The following is a 14,126-nucleotide window of genomic DNA, read 5'->3' on the forward strand; positions in this document are numbered from 1 at the left end:
CAAGTTTCATTTATTGTGTATTAATTGGAGAATTCTATTGAAAAGGCCGGACAGTAGTGTAATCACTTAATAGTTGGGGTTTTCCAACCCAGAGTGTTTTTTGCAGCGTTGAAATTTTCTGAAAACATTAAGTTTTATATGAATGTAGCGCGTAGGAGCGTATTGCAATATGCTCCTGCGCGCGGTGCATATATTGTCTTAATATTTAAGTGATTACCGTTTATCAACAGCCTGAGATGCTTGCCCAATGCGAACATCCCGATGAATAAATTAACGCTCTCACTTCCTGGCTTTAATAAATAAAACAGTGCCGACTGCCAGGAATATAAGATTGCCTATGGTTGCCGCCAGAAGCGGCGGTAGATTTTGATTGTATCCGAAAGATTGACCAGCCCTAAGCAATACAAAATAAATAAAACTGACAATTATACTTATGCCAAAACCAACCGAGCCTCCCGAACGGCGAGGATTGGCGGCTAATGGAATGCCGAGTATAATTATAATGAAATTGATAAACGGAAAACTTATTTTAAGATAAAGCTCCACTTTGTCTCTGGAAGTTTCCTGTCCCATCCATTTCTTAAGCTGTATTGTTTTAATCAGCTCGAAAAAACGCGTATCTCTTGGTTTTTTCATGCGATGACTCATTATCTCGGGAGTTTGAGGCAAGAAATCGCCAAATAATGTATCTAAAGCGATAAATTCCGTTTCTTTATCGCCCTCAAAAACCCTTTTGGTAACGCCGGTTAAAATCCATCCTGAATCAGCCCAAAACATATTTACCGCCCCAATAGCTATTTTTATCTTATTATCCTCTATTTTTTCAATGATTGTAAAATCCCCGGTCTTCGTGTTTTCATTATAAGTGCGGGCATAAACAACCCAGCCATCCTTGCCCGTTTTGATAACATTCTGCCTTATCTTGCCGCGTGATGTATCCCGTTTCTGTATTTGAACTTTCTTTATCCGGTCTTTTTTATAATTTGAGGGCGTTACTATTAAATCAGTAAAAAATATAGCGGCTATCGAGATAATAAATCCGGCAATTAATATAGGCGCAGTCAATCGGTATAATGAAAGACCGGTTGCTTTCATAACTTCCAGTTCATGATATTTCGCCAGTGAGCCTATGGTAAACATGGTCGAAAGCATGGTTGCTACGGGCAGGGCAAGGATAATAATAAATGGTATATAGTAAATATAATATAGAATCACTAATCTAGTGGTTGCCTGGCTATCAATAAATTTATCTATGTTCTCTATCAGGTCAACTATTATTACAACTAAAATAAAGGCAAGCAAGGCAAAGCCTAAGATTTTCAAGAACCTTCCCAGTATATATTTGTCTGTTAATTTCATTGTTTTTGACCGGGTAGTAATTTTTGTATGAAAACTAATACATCTATAGTGGTCTGTTTATTAACTATATAAATAAGAATTATGCCCGCCGCCCCGATTATTATATTGGGCAGCCACATAGCTAAAGCCCCCGATATATACATGCGATCGGCTAACTCCTCGCCGCCAATAAGAAATGCCCAGTAAATTATGAAAAACAATAGCGATAGGCCAATACTTGTAGCCATACCGCCCTTTCTGGTCATAACTCCTAAGGGGGCGCCAATAAGAATAAAAACAATGCAAGCCGCAGGAATAGAAAATTTCTTATGTATTTCCACGCTTCTGGAATTCATAAGCCGGGTATAGGTCTTGATATTGTTTATTTCAAATTTAATAATGCTTAACAGGTCTTTAGTGGATTTCGAGGCATGGCGAATCGGTATTTTCTTAAGTACTTTGAGCGGCGCATTTTTTTCCGTTTGGGAGATTGTTAATACATTTGCCAGTTCATTTTTTACCAGCGTGTCTATTTTTACCTGCGAAGCTTGAATTTTTGAGAAATATCTCTTGTTCTCATCAATCATCATTCTTACAGGCATTTCCCTATCGCCGCGCGAACCTGATTCTGACCGCACCAGTTCGGTCGATGAGCCTTCAATAGTCAGCGTCTGCTTCTTAAATTTTACCCGACGGTAGCGTTCGATATCATCCGGGTCGGGTTCATGAATTTCCCCATCCGATAAATGCATTATCAATAATGAACCATCCGGGGAAAATTCAATGTTTCCCTTTTTCGCAGTGATTGTGCGCGGCGATTTAGAGTCTTTATGATCAAAAATAGTTATATCGGAAATTTCCGAGGTTTCACTGTCGACAGACTTGACTAAGATATGATAACCCCTAAAATAATCTAAAAATACATTTTCCTCAAGGTTCCAGGTTGGTTTCTTGCGCGTTATATCAGACATCAAAAGTCTCGCCCGATGGTTAGTCTCAGGAAGAACACTGTCGTTAAACCAAACTAAAAATAACGCCAGAACTAACCCCATTATAACGCCCGGAACCAGTAAATTAATAAACGATATGCCGCAGGATTTAAAAGCGATAACCTCGCTGTCGGATGACATCCTGCCATAGCCCATTATAGCGGCAATCAAAACCGCCATAGGTAAAGATAAAGCCAGCATCCAGGCCAAACTTAGAGCGAAAACCTCCAGCACGACCGGCGTGGAAAGACCCTTGGTGATGATTTTATCTAAGACATCAAGAATATAATCCATCAGCAAAACGAATGTGATTACAGCCAGGCCGAATACAAACGGCCCCAGCAGTTCCTTGAAAACATATCGCCAGAGTATTTTCATCGCTGATTATTATATCGGAACGTTTTAGGCATGACAAGGTCTTTCTTTAGCTTATTACTGACATAAGAAGGAATTGTTGCCAAATGGTTATTTCAATATAACCCAAAAAAAGGAAATATCTAATAATATTCATCATCTATAAGTTATTGGTAGGACAGAAATTTTTGTCTGTCTGTGTAAGACAAAAACGGCAGGTCGGGTTCTGACTCGCCGAAGGCGAGGAAAAATCCGACCGACAATGTTTTGAAAAATAACGGGGGAATTCCGCAATCAAAACTCTTGACAAAAGCTTGGAATTCCATTATCTCAAACATGCTGGCAACCATATTCGCTATAACATGAAATTTGGCAGTCGGCGTATTTTCTTGATGGCAATATTAGCATTAGCAAGTGATAATGAGGTTTAATCCATGAGGCGATCTTCTGGCTCCGGTTCTAAAATTCTGGTAACTTATCTTATGTTAATAGGGTTTATAATCGGCGGCTACTGGGTTATTCAGCTTTCCGGAAGTTTTCTATTTCATAGTTCTGGTACTATTAGAAACAGCAATTACATCATCTGGCATATAATAGCCGAACTTATTACCAGCATCTTATCGATAATAGCGGCTTATTTAGTATTAATCCGTCATCCGCTCGGCAAACGTTTAGCCATGTTTACTTGTGGGATGTTGTTATACACCGGCCTTAATTCAATCGGCTGGGGGTCTTTGCATGACCCCGGCTTACTGACCATATTCATGTTTTGCAGTATAGGCGCATTTTTCGGGTTGTTCTATCTTATCGGCCAAGATGAGATTTGAATCAGCGTGAGTACTTTAACCGTGCTGTCCTCATAAATCAACAAATACCGATAATCCTATCTTCCCACCCGAAGCATCCGGTCAAGCGCAAGATAGGCATCATTGGCAATATCTTTCGGCACTATAATCTGTTTAGCTTTATCGAAATTTTCCAGCGTGAAGCACAAGTCCTCAAGCGTAGTTCTATACATATTCGAACATATCGCGCTGGTATCGTTGGCTAAGCTGAATATCTTTTTATCAGGATTATTAACGGACAGCCTGTTAACTAAACTCGATTCAGTGCCGATGGCGATTGTCGAACCGGCGGGTGCTTGCTCGGCATACTTGACAATGTGCGAGGTAGAGCCGACCGAATCGGCAAGATTGACCACCGCCTCCTGGCATTCGGGATGCACGACCACTTTCGCCTCAGGGAATTTCTCCCGCACGCTGGCGATATGCTTGGTAGTGAATCTGGTATGCACATAGCAGTAGCCATACCATAGGATAACATCCGCCCGTCTAATCTCATCCGGCGTAAGTCCGCCGTTTTCGAGATTCGGATTATACATCACTATCTTGTCTTTGGGGATGCCTTTCTTATTGGCGGTATTTCTCCCCAGATGCTGGTCAGGGAAGAAGAACAGCTTTTTATTTTGCTTGAAACAATAATCAAAAGCGGCATCGGCATTAGATGAGGTGCATATCAAGCCGCTATTATTACCACAGAATGCTTTCAAGTCAGCCGATGAATTCATATAGGCAAGCGGCAATACCTTATCCGGCCCGAGAACGGACTCGATATATTCCCACGAATCATATACCTGACCGGTGGGTGCTAAGTCGGCCATAGGACAACCGGCAGTAGGATTGGCAAGATAAACGGCTTTATCATCATCCGAAAGTATATCAGCCGCCTCCGCCATAAATTTCACTCCGCAGAAAACAATCTTCTCAGCGTTTTTTTGATAGGACGCTTTCTTGGCTAAAATATATGAATCGCCGACAAAATCATTAAACTCGACGATTTCAATCCGTTGATAGTGATGGGTTAATATAACTACCCTATCGCCAAGCTCCTCTTTTTTGGCCAGAATTCGCTTTTTTAGTTCAGTTTCGCTTAATGAGCAGTATTCATCGGGAAGGTTTGCAGTAGTGTGTTTCAATGATATCTCCGTATATTTCTGTAGTGTTAGTGTGTAGGGGCGTATTGCCTACGACCTATTTCCCATCTCCGTTATTTCTTTTTTTCCAATCTTCCAAAGCATCTTTTAATGCTTCCTCGGCCATAACCGAGCAATGTATTTTTACCGGCGGAAGCCCGTCCAGTGCCTCAACTACAGATTCATTCGATATCCTTATGGCATTCTGAAGATTTTTACCTTTCAACATCTCGGTCAACATTGAGGAGGAGGCGATAGCCGCGCCGCAGCCGAAAGTTTTAAACTTGGCATCCGTAATGATATCGCCATCTATCTTCAAATATAATCTCATCACATCCCCGCAAGTCGGGTTGCCGACATTGCCGACCGCTGATGGATTCTCCATTTCGCCCATATTGCGGGGATTCATGAAATGGTCCATCACTTTGTCTGAATACGGAAATTTATTCATGTTGCTCTCTTTGCTTCTTTAATGTAATCCTCATAAACCGGAGACATTGCCAGCAGACGGTTGGCAATCTCCTTCAAACTTTCAACTGTATATTCAATTTCTTTATCCGTATTATAATAATCAAGGCTAAATGTAATCGAGCCGGAACAAAATTCCTCCGGCACTCCGACTGCCGTAAGAACATGCGATGCCCGCAGGTCATGTTCATCCGCGCCTCGAAAATTGGATGAGCAGGATGAGCCGGAAGCCGCCATTATACCTTTCATATTCAGATGCAGAAGCAGCGACTCGCCCTCGACGAACTGATGCCAGAAACTGACATGCCCGGGAAGCCGCAAGTCCGGGTGGCCTGTAAATTTGATATGCTCGACATTTTTTTCAATACTTTGCCATAATTTCCTGCCAAGTTCACGCAGCGCCTGAGATTTTTCAGCCAGTTTTGGTCTTATCGCTTCACAAGCGGCGCCAAATCCGACAATACCTATCACATTCTCGGTGCCGGGTCTTGTGCCAGCCTCCTGATTGCCGCCATCAAAAAGCGGCTTGATATGGGTTTGCTTATCAATATATAAGGCGCCAACTCCCATAGGTCCCCCCAGTGTCTGAGCTGAGATAGTCATCATATTAACACCCAAATCCTTAACATCAACAGGTATATATCCCACTGCGGAGGAGGCATCGGAATGAAACGCAACTCCATGTTTATGACAAATTTGCGCCAATTCCTTCAAGGGTTGGATTGAGCCGATTTCAGGGCTGGCGGTGATTATCGAGACTAAAATCGTATCGGAAGTAATCATTTTCTCAAGCTTATCGGGAGCAACGATACCATTTTTATCAACCTTTATAACTTCAAAATCGAAATTATCCAAAACAGGATTTCGTAGCTGATCTAAAATAGAATAATGCTCGATTTCGGAGATAATAATCTTACCGCTTTTTTTGCAGGATAATATTCCTTTAATAGCCAGATTGTTCGATTCGGTTGCCCCGGATGTGAAATAAATCTCATCGGGAGAGGCGTTTACCAATTTGGCTATTTTCTCGCGGGCATCATAAATATAACCACCAGCAGTAATACCGGCAGTATGAACATGCGCCGAGGGATTGCCAAACTTATCCTCAAGCAATCCCGTAATCACTTTTTTTGCCTCTGGTGCCATCTGAGCCGTTGCGACTCTGTCAAAATAAATCATCTCAGACATAATTACCTTTTGAAGACCCATATAGTCTCCATTTAATCAACTACATTATTTCCGAATAAGTTAAGCTTTTTTACAAATTCGTCAAGTTTTATCTTAAATTGCTGCAAGTGCTGTCATATCCCCACAACTGACAGCATGGCATCGCTAAAATAAATGCTGTCGGGTGGGGGGTACCCTTAATTGTTTAGGCAGGTCGTAGTTAAGTGTAACCTGCCAATTTCTTATTAAGCAAAATGTGTCAGTTCATCCGCCTTAGGCGGACTGCGAACTGACATAATATAAAATTGTCGGGTTTTTCGTTTGCTCCACTCACTCGGGACCCGACCTGCGATAAACTGTTTACGTTTATACTCAAGGAAATACTATCATAAATGATTGACATTTTTCGCTATCAAATATAAACTACCTGTATATGAAAAAAGCGACCGTAGTTGAAATACAATCAGATAATATAATCTCAAACGGCAAAATCAACCATGATGAGGCGGTTAAAATGCTTGAGATGGGATTAGATGTTCTCAGCCCTACCGGTGTCAGTTATGACCTCATTAATAGGCTTTTCCCCCAAAAGCATACTATCGGCATCAAAGTTAATGCGCTTGCCGGATCGAAAATGTCAACTTTGCCCGAGCTTGTCTATGTCTTAGCGGATATAATTTGTAAAGCCGGACATGACAAAAATAAGATAATCGTATGGGATAGAAAAGAAGCTGAACTCAAACGGGCTGGCTATAAAATAAATACAAGTGGAAACGGCTGCCGATGTTTCGCCACCGACACAAAGGGAGCTGGTTATTCCAAAAAATTGTATTCGCATAAATCAATCGGGTCGTTAGTCTCCAAAATCCAGACCGATATTTGTGATTCAATGATCAATTTCCCTGTGTTGAAAGACCATTCAATAGCCGGTTTATCGGGTTGTTTGAAAAATTATTTCGGCGTTATCCATAATCCGAATAAATATCACGGCGATCTTTGCAATCCGTATCAGGCTGATTTATTCTCCATGGATATTGTCAAAAGCAAACAGAAATTGGCAATATTCGATGCCGTATGGGTGCAATACAACGGCGGTCCCGGCTATTTAAGCCAGTGGACTGTCGAATATAAGGCGGTTTTAATATCAACCGATGCGGTTGCTTTGGATACCGTGGCGGCAAAAATAATCGATAATTTGCGAACCAATAACGGATTAAAGACATTAAAGGAATGCGGACGGGAGCCTGCGGGCGTTTTTGATGCCGGTAAAGAGGAATTAGGGTGTGCCGACCTTGATAATATTGAGTGGCTTAAGAGAAAGGTATAAATGCAAAATACAATTGTCAAACATTCGAAGAAATTGATTAAAATCCTTGCCGTTGTTATTATTTTTATTATCGGCTGCGGCGGTGCGGTTGTTGATAAAACCACCTTAGAGCCTGAAAAAGAAACCTTAATCAGCAAAAAAACATTGGTCAGGCAGCATCGGGCATTCGATCATTTCTCCAAAGGCAGTCTTTATGAGGTTTCCGGCAATCTTGAAAAAGCTGCCGATGAATACCGTCTGGCTTTATCATACGATTCTGATTCGGATGAGCTAAAAAGGTCGCTGGCCAATATCTATTATAATTTAAGCAGATGCAATGAAGCGCTTGAATTGATAGTTGATATAAAACAGCCGATTAAAGAGGATTTTAACATTGCCGCCGAATGTTTCAACACTACCGGCAGCGATGATAAAGCTATTGAATATTTCAAAAAAGCCGTTCGGCAGGATTCGATGTTTGAATTGCCGAATCGGATTATGGCATCCTATTATGAGGAAAAGGGCGATTTTAAAAAAGCCGAGAAATATTATAAACGCCTTGTTAAAATAAGCAAATTCAGCGATGCCTGGCTTCTGGAATTGGCTTCATTTTATATCAAAACAGATAAGGAAAAGAAAGCGATTAAAATATATGAAAAAATGATAGCTGAGGATTCGCTCGATAATCGCGGTTATCTCGGTATCGCCTCCATAATGGAGATGAGAGATGAAATCCATACTGCGGACAGCTTATATAAATTTATTGCCTATAAAAACTGGGATGATGCCGCTATTCTTAATATAATCGCCCAGAGTTTTATCCGTCTCGATGATTTCGAGATGGCGGCGGAGATTACCCGCCGCATCATTGAGTTATATCCGGATGACTATTATACTCAAAGGCGATATGCTCTCCTTTTATTCTCGCATGGCGATGAGCAAATGGCTGATTCGGTTCTGGCTGAACTGTCTTTTGCTGTTGATGACGACCCGATTTTATATTATTACCGCGGTCGAATTGCCCAGTCTAACGAGGAATTTTCCAGAGCCGAATCGATGTATGTTAAATCGATTTCCATTGCCGATACTTTGACGGAAGCCTGGGTAAGTCTGGCGCATGTCCGCAGCGATTCAGCCGATTTTGACGCCGCCTTCGCCACCTTAGATACAGCCCTTATGAGATGTCCGGCTGATTCGCTTCAATTATTCTACTACAAGGGCGTGTTTTTAGCTGGCGAGGATAGATTTACTGAAGCCGCCGAATACTATCAAAGAATTCTGTCGGTTCAGCCTGAAAATGTCAATATTATGTTTAACTTGGGCGCGGCTTACGAGCGATCCGGCCAGCATGAGAAAGCCGAGGATATATTTAAAGCTATACTTGAAATAACCCCGGATAACGCTATGACCTTGAATTACCTTGGCTATATGTATGCCGACCGGGGAGTCAATCTTGACCAAGCTGAAAAGATGATTAAAAAAGCCTTAGCAGCTATCCCCGATAACGGCGCTTATCTTGACAGCTACGCCTGGGTGATGTATAAAAAAGGCAAATATAAAAAAGCTTTGAAATATCAGTTGAAAGCGATGGAAGCTGACATTGATGATCCGATATTGTTTGAGCACATGGGCGATATATATGAGGCATTAAGCAAACCGGCGCTGGCAAAAGAATTCTGGAATAAAGCTTTTGAGCTTGACCCCGATAACGAAACGATTAAGGAGAAGTTAGCAAAGTAAATTATAAATGATATTTCGAGAATTATAATTTCTCTGGCTGCCAAGCAGCGTTTGGCAGCCAGAGCTAAAACATTGCGTAGGGGCATCCGCCTCAGGCGAACACTCTCCGCATCGCGTAAGGGCATCCGCCTTAGGCGAACACTCTCCGCATCGCGTAGGGGCGTATCCGCCTCAGGCGAACACTCTCCGCATCGCGTAGGGGCATCCGCCTTAGGTGAACACTCTCCGCATCGCGTAGGGGCGTATTGCATACGCCCTCTTGTTGCCAAGCAGCGTTTGGCAACAAAAGCAGTTTGTCGCTTTGTCAACAGTCCGGGAGTATCCGCCTCAGGCGAATACGCCCTTTTGACAAAACCATCATTTGAATTACGGAGTAAATTGAAGTACCAATCAAAGACGAATCATTACCGCTGTCTAATAGCGATTATATTATTATCCTGCGCCTGCGCCAATATCCAGCGTCCAAGCGGCGGGCCGGAGGATAAAAGCTTGCCCGAAATTGTAAATGTTAAGCCGACATCCGGCTCTATAAATGTGCCGCTCGATTCTGATATTGAACTTGAATTCTCCAAACCAATGAATATGATGAAGACCGAGAAGGCATTATTTATCTCGCCATTATTTTTCAATTTCCCCGAATATAAATGGTCGGGCAGAAAACTTAAAATCAAGCTTCCCGACAAACTTATGGCGAACACCACCTATGTGCTTACGGTTGGCGCCTCGGTATGCGATAAACGCGGCAATGAGCTTGGCCAGACTTTTTCGTATCCGTTTTCAACAGGCATGACTATATACTCCTGTTCCATATCAGGCAAAGTTTTAATATCAGGTAGAAGGAATCTCAACATCTGGGCTTATAAACTCGAATCGAGTCAGCCGGATACTTTCTGGATGAAGCTTCCGGATTATATCACTCAGCCAGACAGCCTTGGCGATTTTAAATTCGAGTATCTAAGCTACGGAACCTATCTTGTAGCGGCGGTCGAGGATAAAAACAACGACCAGTTCTGGGCGCCGCCGGCGGAAAAATTAGCCCTGCCCGACACGCTTATTACATTGAACGAGACTAATCCCGAATATGGACCTTTAATAATGATGACTGTCGACAGAGATACTCTTCAGCCTAAAATGACAAGGGTTGTTTCGCCTAATAAAAATATGTTTATTGTTGAATTTTCCCAACGGATGGACTCATCAAGCATCTTTAATATAGATAATTATATTCTGCATCCGGTAAGCGATTCATCAGCTATTATAACTATAAAGGATATCTATCCGGTTACAGATGATTTAATGTCTATGTATATCGAGTGCGGTGAACTTATTGAAGGCGAAAAATATAAATTCAATGCCTCAAGGCTGAATTCTGTTTATGATATAATCTCCGATACGTTGTCTCGTATATTCAGCGCGGGAGGAATTGATACAACAGCTCCGCTAATAACGGCTATCGATCCAAGGCCATCGAACAGGCCGATACCAATAGGGTTTGATATTACAGTCTATTTCTCGGAGCCGATGGATTCATCGGGCATAGTCAGCAGTATTTCAATTGCCGATACCATTGGCGCGCCGGTTTCGTTTGAGGCGGAATGGATTTATCCTCATAAAATTGAAATTAAACCGGATTTCGAAACCGATAAAGTTTATAATCTGTTTGTTGATGAGCAAAATATTTACGACAAATCGGGCAACCCGCTTGGCGATACGATTATTTCATACATCTATAATATCGCTTCATTGGATACATTCGGGCAGGTTATAGGCAGGGTTGTAAATGCGCCCGGCCTGGAAATCGTTGTGATTGCCGAGCCGAAAACCGGCAAAGAATCTGCAGTCAATTGCAACAATGATGGCTTTTTTAAATTCGACAGGTTGTTTCCGGGAGTGTATAATCTTAGAGCATTTTATGATTCTAATAAAAATGAAAATTTTAATGGCGGCGAAATAAGGCCCTTTAAATTCGCTGAATCTATTGCATTATATGGTGATACAGTCAAAGTTCGAAGCCGATGGGAAACCGATATCGGTATCATTGATTTTAAGCCGCAAATTAAATAATATTGACAGATAATAAAAATAATATATAATACATACATGAAATGTCTTAAAAACTTCAATTTTAAAGGGGTGTTATGGTTTTGGGTATTCATATTACCGCTTATTTTATTTACCGGTAATGCCTTAGCCGAAATTTACCGCTCGGAATTGACAATCGGGCAAACAATTAATGATAAACTTGAATTTATGGTAGAAACCGCGGATATTGATGTCTTTGCGGTTGTAATCGATGGCAAGGCTATCCCGGTTATGCATGTGTCTGGTAATCAATATATTGCCAATAACATACCTGCAATAAACCCGCAATCGAAAATAACATTCATAAGTAAAAGCGATGACAATAATTTATCCGGGCAGGATATCAAGTATGTTATTAAACATGATAATGGAATAGAAAAAAAAGAATCGCCTGGACTAATACTTGATGTTGAACCGCTTAAACCGACAGTAACCGACTCCTTAAGAATCGGAACTGCCGGTGTTTTAGATACTCACCGGGTTGGTTTCGAAATACATGATGAACAAATCCCAGAATATGGTGAAATCTGGATCGCTTTTAATGGCGGTTTTGATGTTGCCGGTATTGATCCCAATTCGGTTGTTTATGAGGATAATGATGTTTCAAATGATGGCAATGAGCCGCAAATCATTCCCGATAGTTTCACTGTTATCGCTCAAACTGTAATTATTCCTCTTGATAACGGCACGCCTGCTGTTCCCAACTCGAGAATCAATATCGAGTTTTCCCCGGTAAGAAATATAATAGCGGGAGACTATATAATTACAGTCATGGTGTTTGATGATAGCGGTAATATTCTCTACAGCCCGACAGCCTCCGGTGTTTTCACTATCGCGCCGGATGAACTTGATTATATCGAGGTTGCTCCCGGTAATGATATAAATATCTCATCAGATTCGATTATTGTGTTTACTGCGTCAGGTTATGACCAGTATGATAATGAGATAACCGGCCTTGATTATGATTGGGCGATAACCGTGGACTCCTGCGGCTTTCTCGATAACGGCACATTCAGGGCAATCAAACTTGGCGAATGTTATATCACGGCGGAAACAGATTCAAAAATTGATTCATCCGGGTTAATTACGATTATTCCGGGCGAATTTAGCGAATTTGGCTTAACCGGCTATCCCGATTCAACTGATGCCGGCGCTAGTTTTCCTATTGGCACTATTGTTTATGTTGCTGCTTATGATATCAATAATAACATTATTTACGATTATAGCGGTTCGATATATTTCTTCTCAAGCGACACTATCGCTGATATTATCTATGATGAGAATAATTTATATGATTTTCAGCCTGTCGATTCGGGTAGAGTAAATTTTGACCGCAACCATTTTATTTTCAAACGGGCAGGTTTCCAGACATTAAATGTAACAAACATAACAGATACCACTATCTCGGCGCTCATAAAAGTAATACCGGGCAATATTAACTCGCTTACCTTATCATGCCAGACTAACCAGACTGCCGGCATGCCTTTCAGTTTGAGCGCTGCTAATGCTGTTGATGAATTTGGCAATGCCGCCAGCGGGATTGTTTTTGTTGATGCTTCTGAAGGCGGCGGATTTTCACCGGGAGGGGTTCCTCCAACCTATAATAATATTTCAGTAACGAACGGTTCTGGTTCCGCTTTTCAAACGTTAACCAAAGCCACTACCGCAGATTCAACTGTGCTAAAAGGTTCGGTGCTGGTTGGCGGTGATTTTTTCAGCGGCCGCATTTATGTCAACCCCAGTTTCGTGGATAATATTACTCTTACTAATTACCCCGATTCGGTAATTGCCGGACAGCCGTTTCCCTCACCCGCTAACGATCCGGTAATAACTGTCACAGACGCTTATGGCAATACCAGCGCTAATTATCGCGGTACCGTAGAGTTTTCGGGAGCATCAAGCGCGCCAACACCTTATGAGTACACAGCCGTAGATTCAGGCGTTCACGCTTTTAGCGGCAGCGAGTTTATATTCACGCAAGTCGGGGCGCAGAATCTAATAGCAGCCGACCAGGACGACAACAGCCTTACCGACACATCGGAATTTATATATGTTACAGCCGCCGAGGGAATCGCCTCATTTACATTATCGGGACCCGGTACAATTGTTGCCGGCGAACCTTTTAATCTCACAGTCAGCAATGCCGTTGACGCTTACGGCAATCCTGCCAGCGGCACGGTAGCAATAGCAATAACCAGCGGCGGCGGCGATTCTCCCAACGGCGTTCCGCCTACTGTAAATAATATCACAGTTAATAACGGCAATGGCTCTGCCAGCCAAACATTGGCAAATGTCAATACAACCACATTCAGAGGAACTGCAAACGGTGCTGTTGAAACAGTTGATATAATAGTGCAGGCTGGCCAGGCGACAAGAATTAGCCTGACCAATTATCCCGATATAGCAACAGCCGGCGAGGGATTTTCCACCGACCCGATTGTTACAGTTTATGACCTTTACGGAAATTTAAGCGATGGCTACAGAGATACAATAGCATTTTCCGGCGCTTCTGATTCTCCGTCCGATTATCCTTTTACCGCCGGTGATGCCGGTCAGCATACATTTTCGGGAAATAATTTTGCTTTTAACAATGCCGGTTCGAATAGACTAATCGTTACGGATTCTAATAATAATCTGGCTGATACCTCCTCGATTATCGAGGTTTATGCCTCGCCGATAATCGCCTCGTTTACGCTTACAGCGCCTGCCT

10 protein-coding genes are annotated in these 14,126 nt (G+C 42.1%); 5 read left to right on the forward strand and 5 right to left on the reverse strand.

Annotation, left to right across the window (positions count from 1 at the left end; genetic code table 11):
- Window positions 1-279: 279 nt before the first annotated feature.
- Window positions 280-1,323 (reverse strand): LptF/LptG family permease, encoded by a 1,044-nt coding sequence (locus J7K40_06010; protein ID MCD6161951.1) that lies wholly within the window; start codon window positions 1,321-1,323, stop codon window positions 280-282.
- 32 nt (window positions 1,324-1,355) lie between these two features.
- Window positions 1,356-2,705 carry an LptF/LptG family permease gene (locus J7K40_06015; protein MCD6161952.1) on the reverse strand — a complete coding sequence of 450 codons (1,350 nt, stop codon included), beginning with the start codon at window positions 2,703-2,705 and terminating at the stop codon, window positions 1,356-1,358.
- A gap of 410 nt (window positions 2,706-3,115) precedes the next feature.
- On the opposite strand from J7K40_06015, the gene J7K40_06020 reads away from it, so the two are divergent.
- Window positions 3,116-3,508, forward strand: coding sequence for a hypothetical protein (locus J7K40_06020; protein ID MCD6161953.1), 393 nt, complete (start codon window positions 3,116-3,118; stop codon window positions 3,506-3,508).
- 56 nt (window positions 3,509-3,564) lie between these two features.
- Here the strand turns inward: J7K40_06020 and nadA are convergent, their stop codons facing one another.
- Genes nadA through J7K40_06035 form a run of 3 tightly spaced genes read right to left on the reverse strand, consistent with a single transcriptional unit; the run spans window position 3,565 to window position 6,330 of the window.
- Window positions 3,565-4,656 carry a quinolinate synthase NadA gene (gene nadA, locus J7K40_06025; GenBank protein ID MCD6161954.1) on the reverse strand — a complete coding sequence of 364 codons (1,092 nt, stop codon included), beginning with the start codon at window positions 4,654-4,656 and terminating at the stop codon, window positions 3,565-3,567.
- A 55-nt stretch (window positions 4,657-4,711) separates the two neighbouring features.
- Window positions 4,712-5,104 carry a Fe-S cluster assembly scaffold protein NifU gene (nifU, locus tag J7K40_06030; protein ID MCD6161955.1) on the reverse strand — a complete coding sequence of 131 codons (393 nt, stop codon included), beginning with the start codon at window positions 5,102-5,104 and terminating at the stop codon, window positions 4,712-4,714.
- A complete protein-coding gene (locus J7K40_06035) occupies window positions 5,101-6,330 on the reverse strand; it encodes a cysteine desulfurase (protein MCD6161956.1) in 1,230 nt (409 codons plus the stop codon). The genes nifU and J7K40_06035 overlap by 4 nt, the downstream gene beginning before the upstream one ends.
- Before the next feature lie 391 nt (window positions 6,331-6,721).
- Here J7K40_06035 and J7K40_06040 point away from each other — a divergent pair, with 391 nt between their 5' ends.
- The 4 genes from J7K40_06040 to J7K40_06055 all read left to right on the forward strand — a co-directional run.
- Window positions 6,722-7,615, forward strand: coding sequence for a DUF362 domain-containing protein (locus J7K40_06040; GenBank protein ID MCD6161957.1), 894 nt, complete (start codon window positions 6,722-6,724; stop codon window positions 7,613-7,615).
- Complete coding sequence (locus tag J7K40_06045) at window positions 7,616-9,334, forward strand: tetratricopeptide repeat protein (GenBank protein MCD6161958.1); 1,719 nt, start codon at window positions 7,616-7,618, stop codon at window positions 9,332-9,334. It abuts the gene before it with no gap.
- 51 nt (window positions 9,335-9,385) lie between these two features.
- On the forward strand, window positions 9,386-11,398 hold the full coding sequence (locus tag J7K40_06050) for an Ig-like domain-containing protein (GenBank protein MCD6161959.1): 2,013 nt from the start codon (window positions 9,386-9,388) through the stop codon (window positions 11,396-11,398).
- A gap of 36 nt (window positions 11,399-11,434) precedes the next feature.
- The coding region (locus J7K40_06055) for a hypothetical protein (protein ID MCD6161960.1) at window positions 11,435-14,126 on the forward strand (2,692 nt) is incomplete at its 3' end.

This window comes from Candidatus Zixiibacteriota bacterium (genome assembly GCA_021159005.1).
In the GTDB taxonomy this organism is placed as follows: Bacteria; Zixibacteria; MSB-5A5; order UBA10806; family 4484-95; genus JAGGSN01.